This is a genomic window from Streptomyces sp. NPDC090022 (assembly GCF_044748145.1).
In the GTDB taxonomy this organism is placed as follows: Bacteria; Actinomycetota; Actinomycetes; order Streptomycetales; family Streptomycetaceae; genus Streptomyces.
The window spans coordinates 1-24,417 of record NZ_JBIVFN010000007.1 but is presented as its reverse complement, the minus strand read 5'-3'; the positions used below and the strand labels follow the sequence as shown (position 1 = coordinate 24,417).

The following is a 24,417-nucleotide window of genomic DNA, read 5'->3' as shown; positions in this document are numbered from 1 at the left end:
GCACGTGGCACCACACCCCGCGCCCCCACCGCGCACCGGGCCCCTGACCATCCGGTCAGGGGCCCGACCGGTATCTGCCCCTCCGCTCAGGCGGCCGTCCGCTCAGGCAGCCGTCCGCTCAGGCGGCCCACCCCTGGCCCGACCTCACCGCAGCTCGGCCTCGTCGTACTCCCGCTCCGATCCGGCGGCGGTGTGCTCGCGCAGCTCCACCCGGCGGATCTTGCCGGAGACGGTCTTGGGCAGCTCGGCGAACTCGATCCGCCGGATCCGCTTGTACGGGGACAGCACGGCCCGGGAGTGCGCGAACAGCACCCGCGCCGTCTCCGGCCCCGGCTCCCAGCCGGCGGCCAGGGCGACGTACGCCTTGGGAACGGCCAGCCGCACCGGGTCCGGGGCCGGGACCACGGCCGCCTCGGCCACCGCCTCGTGCTCCAGCAGCGCGCTCTCCAGCTCGAACGGGGAGATCTTGTAGTCGGAGGCCTTGAAGACGTCGTCGGCCCGCCCGACGTACGTCAGGTAGCCGTCGGCGTCGCGGGCGGCGATGTCGCCGGTCCGGTAGACCCCGCCCGCCATGGCCTCGGCGGTGCGCGCGGCGTCGTCGCGATAGCCGGTCATCACGCCCGCCGGCCGGCCGGAGAGGTCCACACAGAGCTCCCCCTCGTCCGCGGACTCCTTGCCCGTCACCGGGTCGACCAGGACGATCCGGTATCCGGGCGCGGGCCGCCCCATGGAGCCGGGCTTGACGGGCACGCCGGGGAAGTTGCCCACCTGGAGCGTGGTCTCGGTCTGTCCGAACCCGTCCCGGATGGTCACCCCCCACGCCTCCCGGACCTGCTCGATGACCTCCGGGTTCAGCGGTTCGCCGGCCGCGACCGCCTCGCGCGGCGGGGTGCGCAGGGCGCTCAGGTCGGACTGGATCAGCATCCGCCACACCGTCGGCGGAGCGCAGAACGACGTCACCCCGCCCCGGTCCATCTCGGCCATCAGCCGCTCCGCGTCGAAGCGGAGGTAGTTGTGGACAAAAACAGTAGCCCCGGCGTTCCAGGGGGCGAACAGGTTCGACCAGGCGTGCTTGGCCCAGCCGGGCGAGGAGATGTTGAGGTGCACGTCGCCGGGGCGTAGCCCCAGCCAGTACATGGTGGACAGGCTCCCGATGGGGTACGAGGCGTGCGTGTGCTCCACGAGTTTGGGGCGGTCGGTGGTGCCGGAGGTGAAGTAGAGCATCAACGGGTCGGATGCCTCGGTCGGACCGTCCGGGGTGAAGCCGCCCTCCCACGCGTCCGCCCCCGCCAGCGCCACCCACCCGTCCGGCACCCGCTCCCCCGCCGCGATCCGGGTGTAGTCACCGGGTACGTCGTCGAACTTGCCGGTGTCCTCCGCCCGGACGATCACGTGCCGGACCTCACCGCGCACCACCCGGTCGCGCAGGTCGTGCGGGCCCAGCAGCGGGGTGGCCGGGATGACGACGGCCCGCAGTTTCATCGCGGCGAGCATGACCTCCCACAGCTCGCGCTGGTTGCCGAGCATGACCATGATCCGGTCACCGGCGGCGACGCCCTGCGCGCGCAGCCATCCGGCGGCGGCGTCCGACCGTACGGCCATCTGCGCGAAGGACACGCCGCGGCTCGTCCCGTCCTCCTCGACGATGCGCAGCGCTTCGGCGTCGTTGCCGGCGGCGATGTGGTCGAACCAGTCGAGGGCCCAGTTGAAGCGGTCGGGGCGGGGCCAGGTGAAGCCGGCGTGAGCGGCCTCGTAGTCCCCGCGGCGCTCCAGCAGGAAGTCGCGTGCGGCCAGGAACTGAGCGGTGGCGGCATTCAGTGTCATGGCAGGCATCGTGCCGTGTCCCGACGATGCGTCACCAGTACGCCGTCAGCCCGCGACGGGCCCGAACTCCACCGAGGTACGCTCCGCCCCGGTCATGGCGGCGAGCATCGACTCCCCTTCCGCGACGATCTCCTCCCGCCGCGCCGCGCCGACCGCCCCGAACAACTCGACGACCACCCGCGCCGTCCCCTCCCTCTCCTCGATCTTCCACAACCCACCCAGAAACCCGTCGACGAGCAAGGTCCGATAGGCCTGATTGCCCTTCCAGCTACGGCCCTTGAGGTCGGCGGGTACCACGCGGGAGCGGTCGGCGTGGGAGAGGAGCAGATTGTCGAACTCGGGCAGGAAGCGCGGCGGCGCGGGCGTGTCGGCGTCGGGCCGCTCGGCGTCGGGCAGGTCGAACAGCTCCACCCCGTTCTCGTCCCGGAACGTGATCAGACCCGGCCGCAGCCGCTCGAAGGCCTCCCCCAATCGGGTGAGCCCCGCCCAGGTCTGCATGTCCCGGACAGAGGCCGGCCCGAAGGCGCGCAGGTAACGCACGACGACAGAGTCGACACGCGCACCCCCCAGCACACCTCTCCCACCCCTCCCGCCTCTCCCGAGCCACTGCTCGAGGGTGGTCAGCCGTACCTGCCCGCTGCGCCCCCACACCCCGCGCGGAGTGACCTGCACCAGCGGCAGCCGGCAGCGCGCGGCGACGGAGAGCGCGAGCGGGTCGGCGTCGGGCCACTCCCCCAGCAGCTCCGCACGGATCTCGGCCATGGTGCGCGGCGCGCTCTCGACGTACTCCCGGGCGAGCGCGTCCAGCCGTACGAGATCCACCCCGGCGAGCCCCGCGCGGAAGGTCCCGACCTCCCGGTCCCGGGCGGGCTGGACCAGCGGCCGCAGGGCGAGGGCGTCCTCGGCGGTGTGGGTGTGGATGGTGGACCGCATGGTGACCATCCGCACCACGTCCCGGGACTCCATGAGCCCGGCCAGCTCGGCGGGCCGGAACCCGGCGAGGCGGGCGTGCAGCTGGAAGTAGGGCGGCTTGACGTTCTGCGCCTGCAGCCCGACGAGGTGCGCGACGGCGTCCCGGGCGGACATCTCGGCGCGGCTGAGGAGCAGCTGCCGGGCGAGCGTGGCACGGTTCAGTGCGCGGGTACCGAGTACGGAGGAGTTCGTCCTGGAGACCATACGACCACGCTAGCCACCCTCGCGGACACCCCCTGTCCGCAATCCAGCAGAAACCCACCCATCCGGGAGCCGTCGATGCCGATGCCGGAGCACCGAAACCGCCAGGACCGCCACACACCACCCCCCTGGAACCGCCCGGGCACTCCCCCGGCGGACCACCGCAGCGTGGTCGACTCGGCCGTCTACCGCGACGGCCGCCGCGTCGCGTCCCCGGACACCCTCGCCGAGACCTTCCGGCAGCTGCGCGAACAGTCGGACAGCGTGGCCTGGATCGGCCTGCACCGCCCGAGCGAGGCCGAACTCCACTCCCTGGAAACCGAGTTCGACCTCCACCCGCTGGCCGTCGAGGACGCCCTGGAGGCCCACCAGCGCCCCAAGCTGGAGCGTTACGGCGAGACCCTGTTCGTCGTCCTGCGCGCGGCCCGCTACCTCGACGCCCCGGAGGAGGTCGAGTTCGGCGAACTCCACGTCTTCGTCGGCCCGGACTTCCTCATCACGGTCCGCCACGGCGCCGCCCCCGATCTCTCGGCGGTCCGCCGCCGCATGGAAGCGACCCCCGAACTCCTCGCCCTCGGCCCCGAGGCGGTCCTGTACGCGATCCTCGACGCGGTGGTCGACGGCTACGCCCCGGTCGTCGAGGGCGTCCAGACCGACATCGACGAGATCGAGACGGAAGTCTTCCGCGGCGACCCGGAGGTCTCCCGCCGCATCTACGAACTCTCCCGCGAAATGGTGGAGTTCCAGCGGGCGACCCGCCCCCTGGTCGGCATGCTCCACAACCTGATGGCGGGCTTCGCCAAGTACGGCACGGACGAGGAACTCCAGCGCTACCTCCGCGACGTGGCCGACCACGTCACCCACACGAGCGAACGCGTCGACGGCTTCCGTCAGGCCCTGACGGACATCCTGACGGTCAACGCGACCCTGGTCTCCCAACAACAGAACGCCGAAATGCGCGCCCTGGCCGAAGCCGGCTTCGAACAGAACGAGGAGATCAAGAAGATTTCGTCGTGGGCGGCCATCTTGTTTGCACCCACGTTGGTGGGAACCATCTACGGCATGAACTTCGAGACGATGCCGGAGCTGCACTGGGCGGCGGGGTACCCCTTCGCGATCCTGCTGATGGCGGTGGTCTGCACAAGTCTGTACGTCATCTTCAAGAAGCGCGACTGGCTCTAACGGCCCAGGGCAAAAGCTTGATCGAGTTAGCGCAAGCGAAGCATAGATCAGACCCCCAGAGACCCCGTGGGGAGAATCTGGGGAGAACGCGCGGTAAGGAGTCGCCCGGACTCGGCGTCGTCGCCTCAACGGGGGCGGCGCCCGGCGCAGTCGCTGCTGACCGCGCTCCGCGCGAAATGGCCATTCGGCGCACCCTGCGATTCCGCAGCTTGGCTCACGGCCGAAAGGCCTCGGCGCAGGCCAGCGAACCGCGCAGTCGCCCGGACATCCCCGAAGACATGGCCGACTTGCACCCTTGCCACCCGCACGATCATGACGGTGCATCAGGTTCTGTCAGTGGCCGCCGCTACAACCGAACTGTAGGTCCGCACGGCGCGGACCGATGGGGAGGGATTCAGCATGCCGAAGGTTCCGGACGGATACGTGCGCGTACGAAGCCACCTCCGCCGCAAGCCGGGCCCGAAGTCGGCCAAGGGCCTGAGCGTCTGGGCCATCGCCGGCCTGTGTGCGGTGGTGTGGCTCTGGGGCCAGATCTTCGGGTTCGGCGACAGCTCCGCCCAGCAGCAGCCCGCGCCGAAGCCCGGCGTCTCCGCGCCGGCGGGCGGGCAGTGACGGCCCGGCGGCGGCGAAGCATCCGGTGGCGACCGCGCAGTACCTCAGACGCCCTGGGTGCGGCAGCCGTTGCCCTCGCGCTCGCGGTCGCCCTGGCGCAGGCCGCATCGCGCCTGCTGACGAAGGCCGCCGAGGGCTGGCCGCTGCTGGTCCTGATCGGTCTGGCCCTCGCCACCGGCTTGGCCTGCCTCCGGATACGGCGCTCCCGCTGGAACCGCGCGGACAGCGAGAGGCTGTCTCGCCTGCGCATCACCTTGCCCGAGTTGGACGCAATGGATGACCAGCAGTTCGAGTACGCGCTGCGCGATCTCCTCGTCCGCGACGGCTGGGCCGCCACGAAGGTGGGCCGGGGCGGGGACCAGGCCGCGGACGTGATCGGCGTCCTGATACCCCTCGGACGGATCGTGGTGCAGGCGAAGCACACCCGCGTCGGCGGCAAGGTCGGCTCGTCGGTGATGTACGAGGTGAACGGCACCGCAGGGCCCTCGCATAGGGCGAACCACGCGGTCGTCGTCACCAACGGCTCCTTCACCCGCGACGCCATGGCCTGGGGCGACCGCCACGGAGTCCACTGGATCGACCGCGACCGACTCGACCAATGGGCCCACAAGGGCAAGGCCCTGCACGAACTGCTCAGACTGCCCGCGCGGCGCGCCCGCCTGCCCTGGCGTCGAGCGGCATGAGACACAAAGCCTGACCCACCAAATGAGAACGGGTGGCACAGCATGAGCTGTGCCACCCGTTCTCAGGCAAGGGCAAGGTCGTCTGGGACGTACTGAGGGACCACTCCGAGCAGCGCATCGACTGCCGCGCGGCCCTTGCCACCGGCCTCGGGCATGAAGTGGGCGTAGTGGTCGAGGGTGATAGTCGGGCTGGAGTGGCCGAGCCATCGGGCCAGGGTGACGACGGATTCGCCCGCCTCGAGGATCACGGAGGCGTAGGTGTGCCGGAGTACGTGGAAGCCGTCCTTGCGGGAGGCCTTCCAGCGCTGGCCCTTCTCCCGCACGGGGATCACGCCAGCCTTCGCGAGGGCGGGCTTCCACACCTCGTCGTTGAAGATGTTGGCCCGGATCGCGTTACCGTAGGTGGTGGTCAGGACCAGCGGGAAGGAGCGCTTCTCCCGATCCGGTTCGGGGCCGCCCCAGGGCAACTCGACCTCGACGGCCGGAAGCTGCAGGAAGTGTGCGCGCAGCTCGGCGGCCACCGAAGGCGGCATGTCGACGACCCGGGTCTTCCCGCCCTTGGGAAGAGTGAAGTACAAGCGGCCGTACAGGAGCTGAACCTGGCGGCGGACGCGGATGAGGCCGCGCTCGAAGTCGATGTCCGCCGGCGACAGCCCAAAGACCTCCCCCTGGCGCAGCCCGCACCCGAGAGCGACGACGACGGCGATCCGGTACCGCTGGTTGATGACGTCCCACACCCGCTGCGCGGTCTCCAACGGCCAAGCCTCCCGTTGGTCCTCCAGGGCCTTGGGCCAGCGCACTGACTTGGCTCGCATCGGGTTCCGGACCAGGCGCTTGTCGTCGATCGCCGTCTCGAAAACGTTCGAGAGGGTGGTCAGGATCTGCCGGGCGTAGCGCGGTGCGCACTCGCCTTCGAGCGTGGCGATGTAGCCGCGCAGGACTGATGCGGTTACGTCCCGCAGCGCGACGTCACCGATGTGCGGGAGTACGTGGAGGCGCACGCGCTCGTCCACCCGCTTGACCGTGCCCGGCGCTCCCCGCACGCCCGCCTGCCAGTGGCGCGAGACGTAGTCCGCGATGGTGATGGAGCCGTCGCGCGGGTCGACGAACTCGCCCCGCTCGCTGTCGGTGCCGGCTCGGCGGAGCCATGCCTTGGCGTCCTCCAGGGTGTCGAACGACATGCCCCGGACGCCCGGGATGCCCGCGACCCGGTACCGGCTGCCCTTGCCGTACCGGGCGGTACGCTCGCGCTTGCCGGTGACGGGGTCCTTCTTCTTGTTGATCCAGCGGTCTTCGATGTAGCCGGCCAAGTGTTTCCTTGCAGTTAGGGGTTCGGGACGGTCGACCGGAAGCCGTCAGGCGGTTGCCGAGTAGGCAGCGCGCCGCTGCGGTGCGGCGCTCACGGGGTTGAGGTCGGGGTTGGAGCGTGAGTCCGCCTGCTCCTGCGCACGTATCCACGCGTCGAGCGCGTCGACCCTGTACGTCACCCGCCCGCGGGCACCCATCCGGAAACTGGGCGGACCCTGCCGCCGGTGACGCCAGACGTAAAGCGTCTTGGGTGAAATGCCGAGATACGCGGCCGTGTCCTGAACCCCGAGAAACGCACGGCCGACGATGGAACGGTGACGAAATTCGGGGGCACCGGCAGAGGGAATCGGATCGACGACAGACAAGCTAAGTTCCTTACGCAGGGGACGGGGGAATAGGCCACTGGCCACGGACAGGCGCAGCGGCCTCCAGGGACCACCAATGGTGCGGAGAATCCCCGGTTTCGGAAACCGGGGATCGTCGGCTATATTCCGCCCACCCGCAGCGACTCGGGGCGGCTCGATGGAGCAGCGAGAAGCGCGTGCGGCGGCGCTCCGAGGGCTGCGGCGATGGCGACGAGGTCGTCGATGTCGCAGCGCCGTACCGTGCGTTCAATGCGGGAGAGTGCGGTGAAGGTCATGGGGCGACCGAGTGCGGTGACCCGGGCGGCGAGCTGACGCTGGGAGTAGCCACGGGCCACGCGGGTGCGTTCGATGGCCTGGGCGGCGGCGCGTCCAGCGGGTCCGATTTCGAGAGGGCGTGGCGGCATTGGTGTGTTGTAGCTTGCCCGCCAGAGACTTGGGAAGGCATTCCCCGTCTGCTGTGAGCGATCCCCGGCCGACATCGGATATCGCGGGCGATTTCGCCGACCGGGGTTTCGGGTTTACGGTCGTGCGACCGGAAAACCTTTCACGGCCGCTTGAGCCAGGTCTGGACTTCTGGATCCGGGGTGTGGCTGTGTTGTCCACGTGCCCTGGCTCCGCCGGTGTACCTGCCCCGATTTCGAAAGGCGGTCGATCTCCATCGCCCGTATCCGCACCATCAAGCCCGAGGCCTTCGCCTCCGAGTCCCTGGCGGCCGTGTCACTGAGCGCCGAGCGGACCTTCTTCGGCCTGCTCACCCAAGCCGACGACAAGGGCCGCATCCGCGATCAGGCCGCCGTCATCGCCGGACAACTGTGGTCGCTGCGCCGCGAACACGGCCCCGTCGAGGTCGAGGACGACCTGACGCAGCTCGACGCCGCCGGCCTGATCTGCCGCTACGAGGGCGAGGACGGAAGGCAGTACCTGCACGTCGTCGCCTTCGCCCTCCACCAGAAGATCAACCGCCCCAGCATCAGCAGGATCCCGTCCTGGCCGCACCACGACCTCGGCGTCCCGCGTGAGCCCTCACTGCCGGTGCACGGAGCCGTCACGGAGGCCTCCAGGACGGGTCAGACAGCAGGCAGTGAGCCCGCCATGAGCAGGGAATCCGCAGGTCAAGGGCAATTCAGTGAGCCCTCGCAGGCCGTTGCGGGAGGGCTCACTGAGCCTGACGTGAGCCCTCAGCGTCCGGATCTAGGACCTAGGAACAGGGATCTAGGAACTACCCCGTTGGGGGGCACGAGCGCCCCCGCGCCCCAGACCGTCTCGGCGAAGGACCTCATCACCGAGTACGCCGCGGCCTGCGAGCACCGCCCTCCCTCCACCGTGCTCGGCCAACTCGGGCAGGAGGCCAAGAAGCTCCTCGACGAGGGCATCGACCCCGCCCACGTACGAGCCGGTCTCCACCGCCACCGCGCCAGGGGCCTCCACCCGAAAACCCTGCCCAGCCTCGTACACGAGGTCATGAACGCTGGAACGCCCACGACCACCGCCGCCCACCGCCCCTGGACCAACCCCACCGACGTCGCCGCTGCCTATGGAGGTGCCCTCTGACCACCACCGCTCTCCCGCGGCCCGCCGACCACGTCGTCCGGGCCATGGCGGGGATCCTGCGCCGCCGGGGCATGGACCCGTCCATCGTGGACTCGCAGGAACCGGAGCCCGCGCCCCAACCGGTCACGTCCCTGGCACTGGCCGACGCCCGCATCCCTCCGCGCTACTGGCAGGCCCTCGCTGATCACCCCGAGGTCGCCGCCTGGGTGGACGAGGTCGTGCGTGCCGGGCGCCCCGGCCCGTCCGGCATGCGGGGCATCGCAGAGGGCCCATCGCTGCTGATCGTCGGCCCCACCGGCACCGGAAAGACCCACCAGGCCTACGGGGCCGTCCGCAGCCTGCTCGCAGCCGGCGTCCGCCTGCGCTGGGAAGCCGTCACCGCCGCCGACCTGTACGCCCGCCTCAGGCCACGGCCAGGGCTCGATGCCGAGCGTGAACTGCACACCCTGGCCCGCTGCCCGCTGCTGGTCCTGGACGACCTCGGCGCCGCCAAAGGCAGCGAGTGGACGGAGGAGCTGACCTACCGGCTGATCAACCACCGGTACGAGTACCTGCGCCCCACCCTGCTCACGACCAACCTCCCGATCGCCAAGCTCCGCACCGCCCTCGGCGACCGCGTCGCTTCCCGCCTCTCCGAGATGACCCACCGGGTCATCCTCGACGGGCCCGACCGCCGCCGCACCCCCGCCGCTTGAACGCGCCCACCCCTTTGGAGCACCACCCGCTTGACCACCACGTCCCACCGCACGCAGACGGCCGAGCGGTACGCCCTCGCCGTCGCAGGCTGCGTCATCATCGCTCTCACCGCCGCAGGATTCTGGCTCTCCTACGCCCACCTGGCCGAAGTCGCGGGGCGGCACGGCCTCGGGACTTCCCCCACCCGCCAGTGGGCATGGCCCGCCACGCTCGATGCCTTCATCGTCGCTGGCGAAGTGCTCATGCTCCGCGCCAGCCTCCGCCGAGAAGCCGACGGGTGGGCGATCGCCCTCACCGCAGCCGGATCGCTGGGCTCGATCGCCCTGAACGTCGCCGGCGTCAGCAGGTCCGACGGCGTCCCGGCCCCAGCCCTCGACTACGTCGTCGCCGCTGTCCCACCAGCAGCCGCGCTCTTCGCCTTCGGCGTCCTCATGCGGCAGATCCACCGCCACGTCGCTGCCGAGGAGTCCCGCCACAGTCGCCGTCCGGTAGGGGAACCCTCAGCGCATCCTGCGGACCTGGACCGCCCCCGCGGGCACTCCGCCACACCCCAGCTCCCGGACCCGGAACGGCACTCAGGCCACGAGGGTGACCGCCCCACTCCGGCTGGCGCCGCACAGGGCGCATCAGTCGATGTGGCGAAAGAGACCGACCAAGTGGCGGAAGCCCACGTCCCGCCAAAGAAGCGCACCGGTCGCAAGCCCGCCGCCACCGACGACGAGCTCTTCGCCATCGCCCTCACCGCCCCGCTCGGACGCGATGGACGCGCGTCAAGCCGCCACATCGAGACGGCTGTCCGTGCACGCGGCCTCTCCATCGGCAGGGACCGGCGGGACAAGATCACCCGGCAGGTCCAAGCCGAACTCGACAGCGGCAGAGCGGACGCCGCGTAGGCCTCCGCCCGAAGTCACGCTGCTCCCCCACGCATCAGTCGCGGCGCGAGCTGGCGTTCGTACGCCCCATCCCCACAGCCCCGAAGCCGTTCCAGCCCGACCAACAGGAGGCACGCTCTTGCACGACGACCCCACTGCCACACGTCCCCACAACCTCCAAGCAGGCGGCCCCTACCCAAGCCCCAGATGGAGCAAGTTATCGGCCAAGACGCTCTTCCCCGTCGGGGGAGAGCGTCTCGACCAATCCCGCCCCTGGAGTTGCGGGAGCGGACCGGAGCCAGGGGGCACCGGTCCACCAGGCAGCGACCGAGGGCGGATCGCAGCCGAGGAAAGAGCAGCAGACTGCGTGCGCGAAGTCGCGTGCACCTTCGCTACCGCGCCTGAGCCTCGTACACAACGACGTATCCACAGGGACGGTCAGCGCTCCAAAGTGTGCAGCGTCCGTTTGAACGACGAGCACGCGCTCGTTGCGACCGCCGCCAGGGTCGTCGGCGTCACCGTCGCCTGCTTCGCCCGAGCCGCCCTCAGGACGGTTCCAGGCCCCAGGACCGCCCTACAGATGGACTGCCATCAGACCGGAGTGCGCGGAGCATGGTGGTGTACACCGGAGCATCGGGAAACGGCTGCTGATCACCGATGTGCTGGTACCCCCACCCCTCGTAGAGGGCCTTCACCTTCGGGTGGCCGGGCTCGACGAGCAGCGTGACGCGTTCCTCGGTGCGACCGGCCAGCAGTTCCTCGTGGATCCGGTGCGCCAGGCCCGTGCCCCTCCAGGGAGCACGGACCATGATCTCGAAGAGGGCGAGGGTGCGGGTACCGTCCTCGGTCGTGTCCGCCTCGGGAAGCGGCTGGAGCATGTGGGCCCACCAGCCGGTGTTCTGAGGCAGGGCCGCGGCGTAGGCGTAGCCGGCGGCCTCGCCACCGTCGTAGGCGACCACCGCCTCCCAGGACGGGCGGGAGGAGTGGCCGGTGAGACGACCCTCGAAGCGGTCGACGGAGAAGAACGGGTCCTCGCCGATCTCCTTCTCGTACACCTCGGCGTACACACCGACCAGCGTGGGGCGGATGATGGCCAACTGATCGGTGCCGTAGCGGTGAAGGGTGATCTCGGGGACGGGCATGGTGCTCCTTGTCTCGTGACGGTTCAGGCAGTGCGGGTGCGGTCGTTCCACTGGAGGGTGACGGCGGACTTGGGGGCCGCCTGGTTGAGTGCGGAGGTGAAGCTGCCCAAGAGATGGGGGACCCGGCCCGAGTCGGCGCCGGTCGGAGCTATGACGCGGGTGGCGGTGGCCACGGCCTGCTCGACGTCGCCCTGCGCGACCTGCGCGAGGGCCGCCTGGGACAGGTAGTAGGCGCGGTTGCGGTGCTGGTCGTCGCGGAGATCCGCGATGCACCGGTGGGCGTGGAACTCGGCCTTCTCTGCTTCGCCGAGCCGGTAGTGGGTGATGCCGGTCAGCCCATGGAGTTCGCCCCGGTCCAGGGCTCGGAGGGCCCGGGTCTTGTCACCGAGGCTGGCGGCGGTCAGGGCGATCCGGGAGTGGGTCAGCGAGGCGTAGAGGGGGTCGGTGCGGTGCGCCCGGGTGCCGGTGCAGGCTTCGGCCGCGGCAAGGGCGTCGGCGTACCGGCCCCGCTGTCCGGCGAGCATGGCGGCGTACCGCCAGGTCTGGTGCTGGACCTGTCCGTCTCCGGAAAGTCCTGCGAGGGTGACGGACTGCTCCAGGTAGCGCTGGGCCTCCCCCAGCCGGCGGGCGTCGATGGCGGAGAACATGGCGAAGGCCGTGAAGGATGCGGCGACGGCGTAGAGGCGGGAGCGGACGCGCTGGCTGGCGGAACCGTGCTGCTGGAGGCTGAGCGTACGGGCGGCGAGGTCGGCGGCGCGCCTCTCCAGAACGGGGCCGCCCCCGTTCTGGTCGTCCAGTAGCCACAGTTCGGCCAGGAGGACGCGCAGGCGGTCGACGTCGGAGTGCCCGACGGTGGGTCGGGTGGCTGCGGTCGCAGTGCCGGTGGACACGGCGACGGCGGCGCCGGTGGCTACGGAGATGAAGCTTCGACGGCCGAGCACGGGGTCCTCCAGTCGTGCCGGGGGCGTTGTGGGGCGGGGGCGGGCGCGGGGCACGAACCCCAGGTCGGTCGCAGGAAGCCCGGAGACGACCTCCAGGGCCTGCCACTGGCGATCCTGGGGCGAGCGGTTCTCTCCCGACAGCCACCGGTAGACCGTCCGTTCGGTGACGGCGCCTCGGTGGCCTGTGAGGTCTGCCATGGCGTCGTTGACCTGCTCGGCAAGAGCGCCCGCACTGAGCCCGTGTTCCTTCATCCAGGTCTCTAATTCCGCGTTCCGCTTCCGCACCATGCAGCCACGGTAGGGGTGGGGCCGACGTCCGAGGTAGCGGAGGTCGGGACTTTTCGTCAGTGGTCACGCGAGTAGGCACGAGCCGATTCGTCATGTCCAACGCGGCTCGGTCGCGGGTTACTTGTCCGCACAGCCGAACTGGCAGCAGCCGGATGGGAGCGGAATCGTGACCGTACTCGCGCGCGATGTGGCAGCAGTACCGAGCGAAACAGCCACGGTCACCTCCGCCGGCCAGGAGACCGCGATCACCTCTGCGACTGCCGCCGTCGCCGGGGACGTCGAGGCCGCTCTCGCCCTCGCCGACCACCAACCGGCCGGGGAGGCGGCCGTCCGGCTGCGGGATCGGCTGCGCGAGCACGTCCACACCCTCGCGGTGCCTGCCGAACGGTACGCGGACCTACTGCCGGAAAGCCGGGAGAAGGACATCGCGGCCGGCACCGTGCGGTTCGCCCGCAAGGTCACCCGGGACTGCGGGAGCGATCCGGCGATAGCGCTGCGGCTGCTGGCCAAGTCAGTGGCCTACCTCGCCCGGTACACGGACCTCCTGCGGTCTACCTGAACCGCTTCCGGCGCCGGCCTGCCCGGAGGCGCCGCTACCGGAAGCCCCACCACCTGCCCGGCCCCGGCAGGTGACAACAGCGCCCCACCGACCGTCGTCTCCTCCACATACGGGCGAGGAGGCGGCCACCGTGCCCCGGCTCGCGCCGGGCCCGTCGAATCTCGCCCTGGAGGCACCCGCGTGTACGCGATCGGCATGTGCGTCGATGGCCGCTACCTGTTGCCCGCCCTGGTCACGCTCGGGTCGGTCGCCGACCACCTGCCGGTGGCCGACCGCCGCGAGAGCGCGGTACGGGTACTGACCAACGGCCTGTCCCCGGGGCAGGCCGCCGTGATGGAGTCCTTCGCCCGCCGCTGCGGGTTCGGCTCCTTCGACCTGCGTTGGCAGACCCCGCCGGCCGAGAGCGTCATGGCGGACACCGCCTACATCTCCGTCGCCACCTACCTGAGGTTCGGGTTCACCCCCGGCTTCCTCGACCGGCCGTTCCTGATCTACGTGGACGCGGACGTACACGTGCGCGGCGACGTCTCCGCGCCCCTGGACGGACTGCCAGCGGACCGGATCGGCGCCGTGCAGGACGAGTTCAACCCGGCCGTCGGGCAGTGCCCGGCACTCCCCGGAGTCGCCGAGCGCTGGCCCCACCTCGTCGGGCGCACCTACTTCAACGCCGGGATGCTGTGGGTGCCCGCGCCGATGCTCGCCCCCATGCGGGCCGGGGTCCAGCGGGCCCTGGTCGGCGGGCGGCAGTACATCAAGCACAACGACCAGTGCGCCCTGAACCTTTGGCTGCTGTCCTCCGGGGCCGCGCACCCGGTCGGGCCGGTGTTCAACCGGTTCGAGGTGGACCGGTTCCTCCAGCGGGGGGACTGGGTCCGCAGGGTCCTCCGCCGTCCGGTCACCCGCCGGGACGGGCACGTGGTGCACTTCGTCGGGGGCCACAAGCCGTGGATGCGCTCGTGCTCCGGCACCGAGGACGTACGTGTCTACCGGCAGCAGATGCACCGCACCCTGCGGCACCTGGCCGGGGCGGGCGCCCGGTGACCGGCGGCACGCTCCCGGCAGTGGAGCGAGCCTGCGCGGAGCTGGCCGGGTCGGCTCCGGCCGAGACGGTCCGGGTCCGCCGTGGGCCGAAGACGGCTGTCTACCGCGTCCGTCTCGCCGACGGCCGCCGGGTGGTGGTCAAGCTGTTCGCGGCCGACACCAACCACGGAGCGGCCGACGAGGCCCGCCTCCTGGCCGCCGTCACCGCCGCCGGGCGGGTGCGGGTACCGGTCGTAATCGGGCACGGCCCCGTTCCCGGTCTGACAGTCTCAGCCCTGGTCACCGCCGATGCCGGAACGAGCACCTTGGGCCGCGCCGTCCGGGCCGGGCAGATCCCACGTCCCGCGGCCCTGCTGCGGCTCGCCCTGCTGATGGCGGCCTTCCACAGCACCAAGGCCCCGCCCGGCGTCCCCCTGGCGCCGGGCATCGGCCAGCAGGTCAGCGCCCTTGCCACCCACTGCCCCAAACAGCTCTTCGTCCGGCTCGCGCCCGCCCTGGAAGTCATCGCAGCCGGGGCCCGCGTGGAACGGCTGGTGTGGTGCCAAGGAGACCTCCACCTGGAGAACGTGGTCCGCGGAGACGACCTACGCCTCACCTCCGGCGAACACGGCCGGCTTCGCCTCCCCGACTACCTCGTGGACTTCGAGGCCGCGACCGTGGAAGTCCCCGAATACGACCTCGCCCAGACCCTCGTGACCTGCGACGCCCTGGAACCGTCCGACCGGATGTTCATGGCCGCCGCCTACGGGCGGCCCCTCGACACCCGCCTCCTGGACGCCTACGTGGCCTTCCAAGCCGTACGCGGCTGGACCTACGCCGCCCAACGGGAGGGCCGCGACCGCGACGCCTGGGCGGCACGCCTGCACCTTGCCCTGCCCCCGCAACCAGGAAGGACCGTGCTGTGACCGATCCCGATCTGTCGGTGATCATCCCCGCATACAACGAGGCCAAGTACCTGCCCCGCTACCTGCCCACCGTCTTCGCGTCCCTCCGAGCCTGGGAATCCCTCTCCGGCCTCGTCGGAGAGGTGATCGTGGTGGACAACGCCTCCACCGACGACACCGCGACCGTCGCAAAGGAGCTGGGGGTCAAGGTGGTGACAGAGCTGGTCCGCAGCATCGGCCTGGTCCGCAACACCGGAGCCCGCGCAGCCGAGGGGCGAATGCTGTTCTTCGTCGACGCCGACGTGGCCCTACCGCTGGAGGGGATCACCGCCGCCGTGGCCGCGATGGACGCCGGGGCCGTCGGTGGGGCCATCCCACCGCTCTACACCCCCGCCCGGTTCGGGGCCCGTCTGCTCTGCTCCTACTGGGACCATCACCGCGCCCGCCACGGCGGCGCCCAAGGCGTCAACCAGTTCTGCACCCGAGACGCCTTCAAGGCTGTACACGGTTACCGGCCGGACTACTTCATGAGTGAGGACATGGAGTTCTTCGCCCGACTGACCGCCTACGGCCGCCGCACGGGCGGGCCGGTCGCGGTCCTCGAAAACCTTCGCGTGCGGCCCTCCACCCGCCGCTACGACGCCTGGTCCACGGCCCGGATGCTCTGGTGGCAGAACCCGCTGATTGTCCGCCTCGGCCTGACCTCGCCCCGCTTCTGGCGCAACTGGTACGCCACCACCATCCGATGATCGGAGAACCTCAGGTGACCCGCCTTCCCCTGCCGGACGCCGACGGCATCTACACCTTCCCCACCGACCTCCTGACCGCGCACCGGTCCTGGATGGACTCCTTGACCGGGTCGAAGGAGATCATGACGCTGACGGCGCCGCTGACCCTCGCGCCGTACTGGATCGAGCCGCGCAAGCCGTCCGGGCGTCCGGTGGTCGTCATCGAACCCCACCACGACGACTTCGTCCTTTCCGCCTCAGGGACCTTCCTCGCCCGTCCCCGACCGCTGACCGTGGTCACCGTCTTCACCCGCTCGCGCAGCGTCCACCCCTCCCTCGAAAGCACCTACAACAGCGTGGAGGCGGTCTCCGAGCTCCGCGACCGCGAAGCCGCCCAGTCCCTGTTGCCCCTGGGAGCGGCCCGGGTCGGGCTGGGGCACAAGGACGCCGAGAAGCCGTACCGGGCACCCGTGCCCGCGCAGGTGGACCGGATCACCTCCGAGCTCGCCGAGGTGCTGGACCGGATGGACGACGCGGAACTGCTCGCCCCGGCCGCCGTCACCCGCCACCCCGATCACCTCGCCGTCCACGAGGCGGCGCGCCGCCTGGGCTGCCGGTGGTTCTGGGAGGACGCCGCCTTCTGGTCCACATACGCCTTGTCCGGATGCGACCGGCAACTGTTCCGGCAGCGGGCACGCGGCATCCTCACCCCGGAGGTCGAGGACATCACGGGCACCGCCCTGGACAAGGTGACCCTGCTCCACATGCACGGCTCGCAGATGCACCCCGCGCGGAAGATGTACCGGCCGATCCGGCACGCCCACACCGTCGCCGCCAACCTGCTGCCCGACCCGGACGGCCGTCCACGCGGCCAGTTCGCAGAACGCTTCTACCGGGTCGGGGGGTCGTGGTGATCCTCGGCCTGGAAGGCCCCTCTTACGGGGGCAAGACCTCCGCCCTGGGACGGCTGCGCCGGGTGCCGGCGATGCGGGACGCGATGTTCTTCCCCTGCTACGTGAAGTCGTTCGCGCGCCGCGAGGACATCCCCACCCCCGCCACCCGGTCCGCCGCCGAGCAGGTGGAGGCGTTCGTGACGTTCATGGAGATCGAGGGCGAGCGCGTGCTTGCAGCCCGCCGGCACGGCGGGCTGGTCGTCCTGGACCGGACCGTCGACACCCTCCTCGCCCACGCCCACGCCATGGACGAGATCCACGGCTTCGGCATCCTGCCGGAACTGTGCCGGCGGGTCGAGGAGATGCCGCACCTCAGGCCGGACCACACCCTGTACCTGGACGTGACGCCCGAGCTCTTGCACCTGCGGCGCAAGGCGGCTGGACACCATGAGGTCGAGCCCGAGTACTTCCTCCACGACCCCGCCTTCCTCACGCACTTCCGCGACTACTTCTGCCGCCCCGTCCGCAGCCCGGCGACTGCGGAGTTGGCTATCGCCTCCGGGGACGGCGACCGGCAGGAGACTGCCGCCGTCGTGCAAGCCCTCTTCACGTACTGGGCGGGTGTCCGGTGACCGGCCCGACGGTGCTGTTCGCATGGCGGCGGACCCCGCCACCGCTGCTGATCGGGGGCGCGGAGGTCTCCCAGCAGCTCCTGGCGGAAGAGTTCGTCCGGGCCGGCTGGCGGGTCGTCTACCTCGGCAGCCACGAGGCCCCCTGGAACGGGTCCGCCCAGATCGGCCACCTGCGCGCCCACCTCCGGGCCCACGGAACCGTGTGGGAGGAGGCCGGCGGAGAGGTCCGCTACCAGTGGAACGGCGTCTCGTGCCGGGCCGTGCCGCAAGACAGGGTGGAAGCGACGCTGAAGGGCCTCCTGGCCGAGGCCCGGCCGGAGCTGGTGGTGACCTCGCAGGAACGGGCGGCCGACCTCGCCGCCCTTGCCCGCCGGTCCTCGCGGGTCGCCGGATGGCTGCACTCGGTCTCGGCCAACAGCATGGGCGTCCTCCACGGCCGACCGCACGTCGCCCTCGCCACGTCGAAGTTCGTCGCCGGACGGGCCCAGGCCCAGGCCGACATGAAGGCGGTCGTCTTCTACCCGCCGTTCGCACCGGCCGAAGGCGCCGGGCCCCTCCTCGCCGCGGGGCGCGGCACAGCCAGCCGCGTCCCCGGCGGCGTGCTGATGGTGAACCCCATCCCAGCCAAGGGCGCAGCCCTCCTGCACCAGCTCATCCTCCGGTTGCCCGCCTGCCGGTTCACCCTCGTCGAGGGCTGGTGGGACCCGGCTGGCGAGTTCACCGCGTACCCGAACGTCCACTGGGTTCCCCGCACCTACGCCATGGGCCCGATCTACGCCGCGAACGACCTGCTGCTCGTGCCCTCCCAGGTCGAGGACGCCTTCCCCCGGGTGATCGTGGAAGCCGGACTCCACGGCGTCCCCACGATCGGCTCGTCCCGCGGCGGCATTCCCGAGGCGGTGAGAGACGGCGGAATCTGCCTCCACCCCGACGACGTGGACGGCTGGGTGCAGGCGATCGAGTCGGCCGACCGGACCGGTCTCGGCACGAAGGCCCGCGCCGGGGCAACACCGCTGGTCCGGCCGTGCCTGCCCGAGCTGGCTGCCGCCGGGCTGATCCCGGCGGTAGCAGCAGCCGGCTAACGGGCCGCGTAGGCGGCCTGCACCTCGTCGGCGCGGTCTGTCCACCAGTTCAGCAGTGCCTCGTCCGTCAGGAACATCTCGCCGAAGGTGGGGTCCTGGCGGTCGAGGTAGAACTCCAGCTGCCAGAAGTCGGTCAGCCGCTTCCACCACAGCCGCTTCACCGCGTCGGCGAGGTCACCCTCGGCCAGATTGATCACGGACCGGTATCCGGAGCAGAACGCGGCGACGCGGTCGAGGTCGAAGCCACCACCGACCCCGAACTGCACCTGCGCGGTCCGCGCGACCTCCTCCCCGTACGGACGGACCCCGAGCCGGTCCCAGTCCAGGACCGCCACCACCCGGCCGTCCCGGCGCAGCAGGTTGCGGTACTGGAAATCGCCGTGCGTCCACCCGTACGGCCCGGCCGGCACCTCGCCATCCGGCCGGGCATCGGCGTACCGGGCGAGGAGACCTCGGCGGCTGTACAGAGCCTCGGCGGCGGCCTTGTCGAAGTCGGTCACCGGATCGGCCGGGAAGCGGCTCAGAAGCGCAGCAGCTGCCTGCTCTGCCTCGGCCACATCGCGGACCTTCGCCACCGGTGCCTGTTCCGCACCCGGGCCGGGCCCGTGCCGCCGCAAGCCCTCGTGCAAGCGGCCCAGGAGAGCACCGAGATCGCGGACCTGGTCGAGCGGGAGGTCCGTCCCTTGAAGGTGCCCACCGTCCACCCACGGCAGGACGCAGTAGCCGTGACCACCAACTTCGACCACCAAGTCCCCACTCGCGTCGACCAGCGGCGCCGGCACCGGGATGCCCTCCCGCGCCAGGTCCACGAGGACCGCGAGGTTCCTGCGAGCCTTCGGCAGAGGAACGTCGGTGATCTCCTTGAGCGCGTACACGCCGGCCGCCGTCACGAGACGCCAGTTCCGGTTCATCAGGCCATGGGCAAGGAACTGCCGATCGCTTACCGCGCCCAGCCCGAACGCGTCGGACAGGGTGGGCAGCACTGCCGCCAGACCGTCTTCTCGAGTCGTATCCGTCACCCCGAGCACGGTACGCCGATGCCGAACCTCGCAGCTGGTTTCGTCACCGAGGCCCCGACAGAGAGTCGGAGGAAGAAGCGAGCCGGAATCGCCCGCCCCCACCGGCTCGCCTGACTCCGTCCGTGGCGGAGCCGGAACCGTCCCGGCTGCCTCACTACCCTGGCCGACGGACCACCGGCGGCCGTACGACGATCGGGAGACCATGACCACGCCCTCCACCGCCCGCATCGAAGACCTCCTCCAGACCGGCGTGCGCGAGGAGGTCTACCCCGGCGCGGTGTGGGCGGTCGGGGACGCCGACGGCACCCGCGCGAGCGGAGCCGTCGGCCTCCTCGACCCCGACCGGCCCGACGAGCCCATGCGGCTGGACACCGTCTTCGACGTGGCCAGCCTCACCAAGATCCTCGCCGTCTGGTCCACGATCGGCACGCTCGTCGAAGAGGGCAAGCTCGACCTCCACGCCCCTCTGGGCACCTTTTGGGACGAGGTCGCCGGCCACCCCCTGGCCCGGGCCACGGCCCACCACCTCCTGACCCACACCGCAGGCCTGCCCCTGCGCGCCAACCTGAAGAACCTCTACGGCACCGACCCCCAGGACATCCGCGACGGCGTCCTCCACGAAGCCCTCCACCGCCCGCCGGGCGAGGCAGTCGAGTACACCGACCGCGCCGCCCTCGTACTCGGCTACCTCGCCGAACACCTCTCGGCCCAGCCCCTGGACCGACTCGCCACCGACCGCATCTGGCACCCCCTGGGCATGACCCGCACACGCTTCGGCCCCCTCCCCACCACCGAGGCGGCCCGCTGCGCCCCCACCGAGTACGACGAGACCACCGGCACCCACATCAAGGGCACCGCCCACGACTTCTCCGCCCGCCTCCTCGGCGGCGTCTGCGGCATCGCCGGCGCCTTCTCGGTCCTCGACGACCTCGCCCTCTTCCTCCGAGACATGCTCGCCCCCACCCAGGCCGCCTTCGGCCCCACCTGGACCGCGGACTCCCTCCGCATCCACACCGGCACCCTTACCCCCGCCCGCGGCCTCTTCTGGCATCCCGCCCCCGGCACGGACCCTTCCGAGGACGTATGGGTCCACTACGGCTTCACCGGCACGGGCATGTGGATCAGCCCCGCCCAAGACAGTTGGGCCGTCCTCCTCACGAACAAACTCCGCTTCAACCGCGATCGGGAGCCCCTGACGGAAATCCGCAACGCCTTCCACGCCGCCGCGCTCACCACCCCGGCTGCCGATATCCACACATAATCACGTGCCCCACGACCAAACCAGGACGGCATCTCCCTTCACGGAGCCTTAGTTGTCAGTGCCGCCGTCTAGCCTTGAGCCAGTGCTGCGCACAGGAGGCTAGGTTGAGCGGGTTCAAGGTCAACAGACGGGCAATCGAACAGCTACAGAAAGAGATCGCAAAAGAGTTTGAGCGCGCGAACCGCAAGCATCCCGTCCGCGTGCCCATCAAGCTCGATGTTCCTGATCTGGGAGGGCTGCTCCTGTCCAGTACAAGTGGGCTGGAAAGTGAGCCCCACCTATCGCGGCTGCTGATCTGGCTGCACGAGTCCGTTCGGCAGCGTCCGGGCCGCTTTGCCGACATCAGGACGTTCCTTCAAACGGAACACCTCCCAGAGGATGAGGCCGACAACATGGCCCTGAAGCTGGAGAAGCTGGGGCTCGTGCGGATCGCAAGAAGCTTGGCCGGTGGACTCTCCGAGGTCTACCCGACAGACGACGGCCTCCTGGAGGCCCGTCGGTTGCTCGAGCTCCGACGTGATGCCATCGCCCGCTTCGGTCACGCCTGCGACAGGCTGCTCCGCGGCGTACTTCGGGCTGGCGGAACAGCAGGAACTGTGGACGTCGCAGGCTTCGCGAATGATCCCGCGTGCAGCTTTGCAGGGGAGCCTCTCACGGGAGAGGAGGTCGCCAGGGTCATGGACTACCTGTGTGAGAACGGACTCGTTCACCTCCGTTCATCCGATGACTGCACGACAGCCCAAACAACCGCCACAGGAACCCGCTGTGTACTCGCCGGAGGTACCGTGCACGACTACCTGAACCGAACCCAGCCGAGCGGCGACACTTACAACATCACCAACTCCCATGGCTTCGTCGCCGGATCGCAGCACCACGTGACACAAAACAATAATTTCGGTCTGGACGCTTCCAAGCTGACCGAGTTCGCGCAAATGGTCCGGCAGTTCTCGCCTAGCCTCGGCACCTCCGACGAGGAACGCGATCAGTTGGTCCTCGACGCGGAGGTCTTGGAGGAGACGACCAGCGCCGAGCGACCCGAACCCAGCCGAATCCGCGCCGCCTACCAACGTGTCCACGAGGCCCTCACGGCGATAGGCGCCGCCACCCCAGGCCTTACGCTGCTCATCGAGACTGGCCAGAACGCGTACCACGCGACCTTCGGCTCCTAGAACTGGCTACCTGCTCAGCCCATCACGCATGGAGCGGGCCTGCCAGCGTGTCCTCAGTGCCCCACCGACGCCCTATTCCCTCACGCCGCCGCCCCGCCTATCCTCGCGATCACACAGCCGGGGGGTGGTGGCATGGCCTCACAGGCCACAAGCTGGCAGAAAGAGCAAGTCAGTCGCGCCTTCGTCCATGCCCTAGCCACGCAAGGCGGCTATACAGTCTGCGACTGGAACGTGGACAAGGACGGAGTGGACGTCACGCTCCGCGCACGCGGCCTCATGGTCGACATTCAGCTGAAGTGCACTCAGAACCCTCGCACTTCCCGCAGCGGCTACAGCTTCGACCTGGACGTCGAGACCTACGACAAGCTGCGCGACCCAGAACGATCAGCACCTGGACACTTAGCACTACTGATCGTCCCACCGGACATAGGGCGGTGGGTGACCCACCAGTCCGACTCGATCATCCTCGCCTGCCATGGCTACTGGGCCTCACTACACGGCATGGGACAAGCCGCAGGCAGCGCCACCACGGCAATCCACCTTCCCGAGCACCAGGAACTTACGGTGAAGGCCATGGGCAGCATGTTCGACACAGCGCGTCGCATGGCCTTCGGGACGGGACTGGGGTTGAACTGACATGGTGGACTTCAACCTGAACTATGGACCCGCAGAGATCCGTAGCTACCTCAGGGTCGCCGGCTGGGCTCCGGTGTCGGGCGGCGAGGTCGCGGAACTATGGAGCCTTCCGGGGCCGGCAGACGAAGTCGTCCTGGTCCCCATGAAACCTGGCGCCCCCGATTTCACGAAACGGGCCCGCATCCTTGTCCAGGACCTCGCGCGGGTGGAATCAAGGGCGGCGCAGGCAGTTCATGACGCCATCGCCACCGTCTACCACGACGTCACAGACCTGCGCGCCTCCCACCCCTCACTGACCGACGGATCCATCCCACTCGAATCGGGATACGAGCTCTTCGTCTCGGCCAAGCGCCTTCGCGTGGCCTCTGCTGCTGCAACGATCCGCCGACAAGGGCACTATCGGAACTTCCCCACCCGAGCGCGCGCACAAGCTCGGGAGGTTCGTCTGGGACAAACTCGCCGTGGTTCCTACATCGTCCCGATCATCAGCCAAGCACGCGCACCAGAGGACGTGTACTCGCCACGTCAGGACCACATCGATGTCGTGGTAGAAGAAACTCTCTTTGACCGCCGCGTTACAGCCACAATGTCCCGCGCGCTGGGCGTTTTAGAAGAAATGGCCGCTGCCGAGCGCGAGCCGACCAAAAGCGAGATCAATGACTCGATCGGTGAAGGCGTCTCCTACGAGCTCTGCCAGGCCCTCGCCAAGGTGGTCAACACGGAATCAGTAAACACATTGGACGTTTCCTTCAACTGGTCTCGCGTGGCTGCGCCCCCGCCAGGTACCCCAGCTCAGGTCGAATTCAATCGCGAAGCGATCGAAATCGTCGATCGCGTTTCCGATCACCTCAAGACCAAGGTCTACACCAGTGAGCACGTGGTCTACGGCATGGTCACCGACCTCAGTCGTCACCCCGAGGATGACAATGGGCGCGTCGGTGTCCAAACACTCATTCAGCGCCGCAGTCGCACGGTATGGATGAACCTTCCCGACACCGACTACCACACAGCCGTGCGCTGCCACGAGGCCGGAGTACCGGTTCGCGTGCGCGGATCGCTAACCAGCCCTCCCGGGGGGCAGGCCCGAATGAGCGTCGTCGACTTCGGCCCGGACCCATCACTGGGCCCAGATTCATAGTTCGCCAATTTCTATCACAAGCCTAGCCACCACTCCATTCTCACCGTTCCGTCACACCCTGATCCATGCAGCCAACTCTTCATAGCTGGCTGCACGCAGGACGTTCCCGCTAGCATTTATGTCGAGCACTTCGGCGGCTGCCCCCAGCACGGTGTAGGGCGTATGCGGAATACGCGTCACACCCAGGATCCGCCGGTAGCGTCTGAAATCATAGTTAGATCCAACAGGCTGCCTGCCACCGAATCTCCGACTCAGGTCACTAGCTAGGTGGTATCTGGCAAATGATCACGAGGTTGGCTCGCGGAGCCAGAGGATCCGTGAGGCCAGGACGACTCCGGCTCGGTAGCGGTCGGCGCGTTTGTCGAACCTGATCGCGATCGCGCGGAACTGCTTGAGGCGTGCGAAGCATCGTTCGACCACGTTGCGTTCGCGGTAGACCTCCTTGCCGAAGGCCAGCGGTCGGCCGCCGAGGCAGCCTCGGCGACGGCGGTTGACCGCTTGGCCGCGGCGCTCGGGGATCGTGACGGCGATGCCTCGGCGCCGCAGGAGGCGCCGGATCGCCCGGCTGGAGTAGGCCTTGTCGCCCAGGCCTCGGGTAGGTGTCGTGCGCGGGCGGCCGGTGTCGGCTCGCGGAACTCGGATCCCGTCGAGGACCTGAGCGAGTGCGGTGGCGTCGTTGACGGTGCCGGGCGTGAGCACGATGGACAGGAGCAGGCCCCGGCCGTCAACGTCGAGGTG

General features: G+C 69.7%; 26 protein-coding genes. 17 read left to right on the top strand and 9 right to left on the bottom strand.

Translation table 11 applies throughout. The features are described from left to right. Positions 1–144: 144 nt before the first annotated feature. Entirely contained in the window at positions 145–1,824 is a 1,680-nt protein-coding gene (locus tag ACIPXB_RS15995; protein ID WP_401449682.1) for an AMP-binding protein, read from the bottom strand. A gap of 45 nt (positions 1,825–1,869) precedes the next feature. Beyond that, positions 1,870–3,000, bottom strand: coding sequence for a winged helix DNA-binding domain-containing protein (locus ACIPXB_RS15990; RefSeq protein WP_401449680.1), 1,131 nt, complete (start codon positions 2,998–3,000; stop codon positions 1,870–1,872). 81 nt (positions 3,001–3,081) lie between these two features. Here ACIPXB_RS15990 and ACIPXB_RS15985 point away from each other — a divergent pair, with 81 nt between their 5' ends. The 3 genes from ACIPXB_RS15985 (at position 3,082) to ACIPXB_RS15975 (ending at position 5,474) form a co-directional block, all read left to right on the top strand. Beyond that, positions 3,082–4,179, top strand: coding sequence for a magnesium and cobalt transport protein CorA (locus ACIPXB_RS15985; protein WP_401449678.1), 1,098 nt, complete (start codon positions 3,082–3,084; stop codon positions 4,177–4,179). A 399-nt stretch (positions 4,180–4,578) separates the two neighbouring features. Next, the gene (locus tag ACIPXB_RS15980) at positions 4,579–4,791 is read left to right on the top strand and encodes a hypothetical protein (RefSeq protein WP_401449676.1); all 213 of its coding nucleotides are present in this window, start codon (positions 4,579–4,581) and stop codon (positions 4,789–4,791) included. A gap of 53 nt (positions 4,792–4,844) precedes the next feature. Further along, positions 4,845–5,474, top strand: coding sequence for a restriction endonuclease (locus ACIPXB_RS15975; protein ID WP_401450187.1), 630 nt, complete (start codon positions 4,845–4,847; stop codon positions 5,472–5,474). A 62-nt stretch (positions 5,475–5,536) separates the two neighbouring features. On the opposite strand, the gene ACIPXB_RS15970 is transcribed toward ACIPXB_RS15975, so the two are convergent. From ACIPXB_RS15970 to ACIPXB_RS15960, 3 genes are all read right to left on the bottom strand, one after another. After that, the gene (locus ACIPXB_RS15970) at positions 5,537–6,784 is read right to left on the bottom strand and encodes a tyrosine-type recombinase/integrase (protein ID WP_401449674.1); all 1,248 of its coding nucleotides are present in this window, start codon (positions 6,782–6,784) and stop codon (positions 5,537–5,539) included. Positions 6,785–6,829: 45 nt separating this feature from the next. Next, positions 6,830–7,147 (bottom strand): helix-turn-helix transcriptional regulator, encoded by a 318-nt coding sequence (locus ACIPXB_RS15965; protein WP_401449671.1) that lies wholly within the window; start codon positions 7,145–7,147, stop codon positions 6,830–6,832. 119 nt (positions 7,148–7,266) lie between these two features. Further along, positions 7,267–7,551 carry a helix-turn-helix domain-containing protein gene (locus ACIPXB_RS15960; RefSeq protein WP_399940796.1) on the bottom strand — a complete coding sequence of 95 codons (285 nt, stop codon included), beginning with the start codon at positions 7,549–7,551 and terminating at the stop codon, positions 7,267–7,269. 253 nt (positions 7,552–7,804) lie between these two features. Between ACIPXB_RS15960 and ACIPXB_RS15955 the strand changes: the two genes are divergently transcribed. The 3 genes from ACIPXB_RS15955 to ACIPXB_RS15945 are packed head-to-tail and all read left to right on the top strand — an operon-like array spanning position 7,805 to position 10,287. Continuing rightward, positions 7,805–8,698 carry a hypothetical protein gene (locus tag ACIPXB_RS15955; protein ID WP_401450184.1) on the top strand — a complete coding sequence of 298 codons (894 nt, stop codon included), beginning with the start codon at positions 7,805–7,807 and terminating at the stop codon, positions 8,696–8,698. 44 nt (positions 8,699–8,742) lie between these two features. Next, positions 8,743–9,393, top strand: a complete 651-nt coding sequence (locus tag ACIPXB_RS15950) for an ATP-binding protein (RefSeq protein WP_401449667.1) — start codon at positions 8,743–8,745, stop codon at positions 9,391–9,393. A gap of 30 nt (positions 9,394–9,423) precedes the next feature. Beyond that, positions 9,424–10,287 carry a DUF2637 domain-containing protein gene (locus ACIPXB_RS15945; RefSeq protein WP_399940790.1) on the top strand — a complete coding sequence of 288 codons (864 nt, stop codon included), beginning with the start codon at positions 9,424–9,426 and terminating at the stop codon, positions 10,285–10,287. 524 nt (positions 10,288–10,811) lie between these two features. Here ACIPXB_RS15945 and ACIPXB_RS15940 read toward each other — a convergent pair. Together ACIPXB_RS15940 and ACIPXB_RS15935 are read right to left on the bottom strand one after the other, a co-directional pair. Beyond that, positions 10,812–11,408 carry a GNAT family N-acetyltransferase gene (locus ACIPXB_RS15940; protein ID WP_401449665.1) on the bottom strand — a complete coding sequence of 199 codons (597 nt, stop codon included), beginning with the start codon at positions 11,406–11,408 and terminating at the stop codon, positions 10,812–10,814. Between the two features lie 23 nt (positions 11,409–11,431). Beyond that, on the bottom strand, positions 11,432–12,637 hold the full coding sequence (locus ACIPXB_RS15935; RefSeq protein ID WP_401449663.1) for a Tat pathway signal protein: 1,206 nt from the start codon (positions 12,635–12,637) through the stop codon (positions 11,432–11,434). A 166-nt stretch (positions 12,638–12,803) separates the two neighbouring features. Between ACIPXB_RS15935 and ACIPXB_RS15930 the strand changes: the two genes are divergently transcribed. From ACIPXB_RS15930 to ACIPXB_RS15900, 7 genes are all read left to right on the top strand, one after another. Further along, complete coding sequence (locus ACIPXB_RS15930) at positions 12,804–13,196, top strand: hypothetical protein (protein WP_399940782.1); 393 nt, start codon at positions 12,804–12,806, stop codon at positions 13,194–13,196. A gap of 195 nt (positions 13,197–13,391) precedes the next feature. Continuing rightward, positions 13,392–14,237 (top strand): glycosyltransferase family 8 protein, encoded by an 846-nt coding sequence (locus ACIPXB_RS15925; RefSeq protein ID WP_401449661.1) that lies wholly within the window; start codon positions 13,392–13,394, stop codon positions 14,235–14,237. 20 nt (positions 14,238–14,257) lie between these two features. Next, a complete protein-coding gene (locus tag ACIPXB_RS15920) occupies positions 14,258–15,142 on the top strand; it encodes a phosphotransferase (protein ID WP_401449659.1) in 885 nt (294 codons plus the stop codon). Next, positions 15,139–15,870 carry a glycosyltransferase gene (locus tag ACIPXB_RS15915; protein ID WP_401449656.1) on the top strand — a complete coding sequence of 244 codons (732 nt, stop codon included), beginning with the start codon at positions 15,139–15,141 and terminating at the stop codon, positions 15,868–15,870. Before ACIPXB_RS15920 ends, ACIPXB_RS15915 begins: the two co-directional genes overlap by 4 nt. 14 nt (positions 15,871–15,884) lie before the next feature. Then, on the top strand, positions 15,885–16,763 hold the full coding sequence (locus tag ACIPXB_RS15910) for a PIG-L deacetylase family protein (RefSeq protein ID WP_399940772.1): 879 nt from the start codon (positions 15,885–15,887) through the stop codon (positions 16,761–16,763). Next, positions 16,757–17,374: a hypothetical protein gene (locus ACIPXB_RS15905; RefSeq protein ID WP_401449654.1), complete on the top strand. Its 618-nt coding sequence runs from the start codon at positions 16,757–16,759 to the stop codon at positions 17,372–17,374. Before ACIPXB_RS15910 ends, ACIPXB_RS15905 begins: the two co-directional genes overlap by 7 nt. Continuing rightward, on the top strand, positions 17,371–18,456 hold the full coding sequence (locus ACIPXB_RS15900; protein WP_399940769.1) for a glycosyltransferase: 1,086 nt from the start codon (positions 17,371–17,373) through the stop codon (positions 18,454–18,456). Before ACIPXB_RS15905 ends, ACIPXB_RS15900 begins: the two co-directional genes overlap by 4 nt. Here the strand turns inward: ACIPXB_RS15900 and ACIPXB_RS15895 are convergent. Continuing rightward, positions 18,453–19,448 carry a phosphotransferase gene (locus ACIPXB_RS15895; RefSeq protein ID WP_401450182.1) on the bottom strand — a complete coding sequence of 332 codons (996 nt, stop codon included), beginning with the start codon at positions 19,446–19,448 and terminating at the stop codon, positions 18,453–18,455. The genes ACIPXB_RS15900 and ACIPXB_RS15895 overlap by 4 nt on opposite strands. A gap of 229 nt (positions 19,449–19,677) precedes the next feature. On the opposite strand from ACIPXB_RS15895, the gene ACIPXB_RS15890 reads away from it, so the two are divergent. The 4 genes from ACIPXB_RS15890 to ACIPXB_RS15875 all read left to right on the top strand — a co-directional run bounded on the left by ACIPXB_RS15890 (position 19,678) and on the right by ACIPXB_RS15875 (position 23,679). Next, a complete protein-coding gene (locus ACIPXB_RS15890; protein WP_401449651.1) occupies positions 19,678–20,736 on the top strand; it encodes a serine hydrolase domain-containing protein in 1,059 nt (352 codons plus the stop codon). A gap of 104 nt (positions 20,737–20,840) precedes the next feature. Continuing rightward, positions 20,841–21,905 (top strand): hypothetical protein, encoded by a 1,065-nt coding sequence (locus ACIPXB_RS15885; RefSeq protein WP_401449649.1) that lies wholly within the window; start codon positions 20,841–20,843, stop codon positions 21,903–21,905. Between the two features lie 132 nt (positions 21,906–22,037). Continuing rightward, complete coding sequence (locus tag ACIPXB_RS15880) at positions 22,038–22,541, top strand: DUF4365 domain-containing protein (protein WP_401449647.1); 504 nt, start codon at positions 22,038–22,040, stop codon at positions 22,539–22,541. 1 nt (position 22,542) lies between these two features. Then, positions 22,543–23,679: a hypothetical protein gene (locus ACIPXB_RS15875; RefSeq protein WP_401449644.1), complete on the top strand. Its 1,137-nt coding sequence runs from the start codon at positions 22,543–22,545 to the stop codon at positions 23,677–23,679. 285 nt (positions 23,680–23,964) lie between these two features. Here the strand turns inward: ACIPXB_RS15875 and ACIPXB_RS15870 are convergent. Then, a partial coding sequence (locus ACIPXB_RS15870) for an IS5 family transposase (RefSeq protein WP_401449641.1) occupies positions 23,965–24,417 on the bottom strand: 453 nt, incomplete at its 5' end.

Coding starts and splice junctions, on each gene's coding strand:
- ACIPXB_RS15940 (WP_401449665.1), bottom strand. CDS start 11,408: ATGCCCGTCCCCGAGATCACCCTTCACCGCTACGGCACCGATCAGTTG.
- ACIPXB_RS15875 (WP_401449644.1), top strand. CDS start 22,543: ATGGTGGACTTCAACCTGAACTATGGACCCGCAGAGATCCGTAGCTAC.
- ACIPXB_RS15880 (WP_401449647.1), top strand. CDS start 22,038: ATGGCCTCACAGGCCACAAGCTGGCAGAAAGAGCAAGTCAGTCGCGCC.
- ACIPXB_RS15925 (WP_401449661.1), top strand. CDS start 13,392: ATGTGCGTCGATGGCCGCTACCTGTTGCCCGCCCTGGTCACGCTCGGG.
- ACIPXB_RS15990 (WP_401449680.1), bottom strand. CDS start 3,000: ATGGTCTCCAGGACGAACTCCTCCGTACTCGGTACCCGCGCACTGAAC.
- ACIPXB_RS15935 (WP_401449663.1), bottom strand. CDS start 12,637: ATGGTGCGGAAGCGGAACGCGGAATTAGAGACCTGGATGAAGGAACAC.
- ACIPXB_RS15980 (WP_401449676.1), top strand. CDS start 4,579: ATGCCGAAGGTTCCGGACGGATACGTGCGCGTACGAAGCCACCTCCGC.
- ACIPXB_RS15995 (WP_401449682.1), bottom strand. CDS start 1,824: ATGACACTGAATGCCGCCACCGCTCAGTTCCTGGCCGCACGCGACTTC.
- ACIPXB_RS15985 (WP_401449678.1), top strand. CDS start 3,082: ATGCCGGAGCACCGAAACCGCCAGGACCGCCACACACCACCCCCCTGG.
- ACIPXB_RS15950 (WP_401449667.1), top strand. CDS start 8,743: ATGGCGGGGATCCTGCGCCGCCGGGGCATGGACCCGTCCATCGTGGAC.
- ACIPXB_RS15960 (WP_399940796.1), bottom strand. CDS start 7,551: ATGCCGCCACGCCCTCTCGAAATCGGACCCGCTGGACGCGCCGCCGCC.
- ACIPXB_RS15890 (WP_401449651.1), top strand. CDS start 19,678: ATGACCACGCCCTCCACCGCCCGCATCGAAGACCTCCTCCAGACCGGC.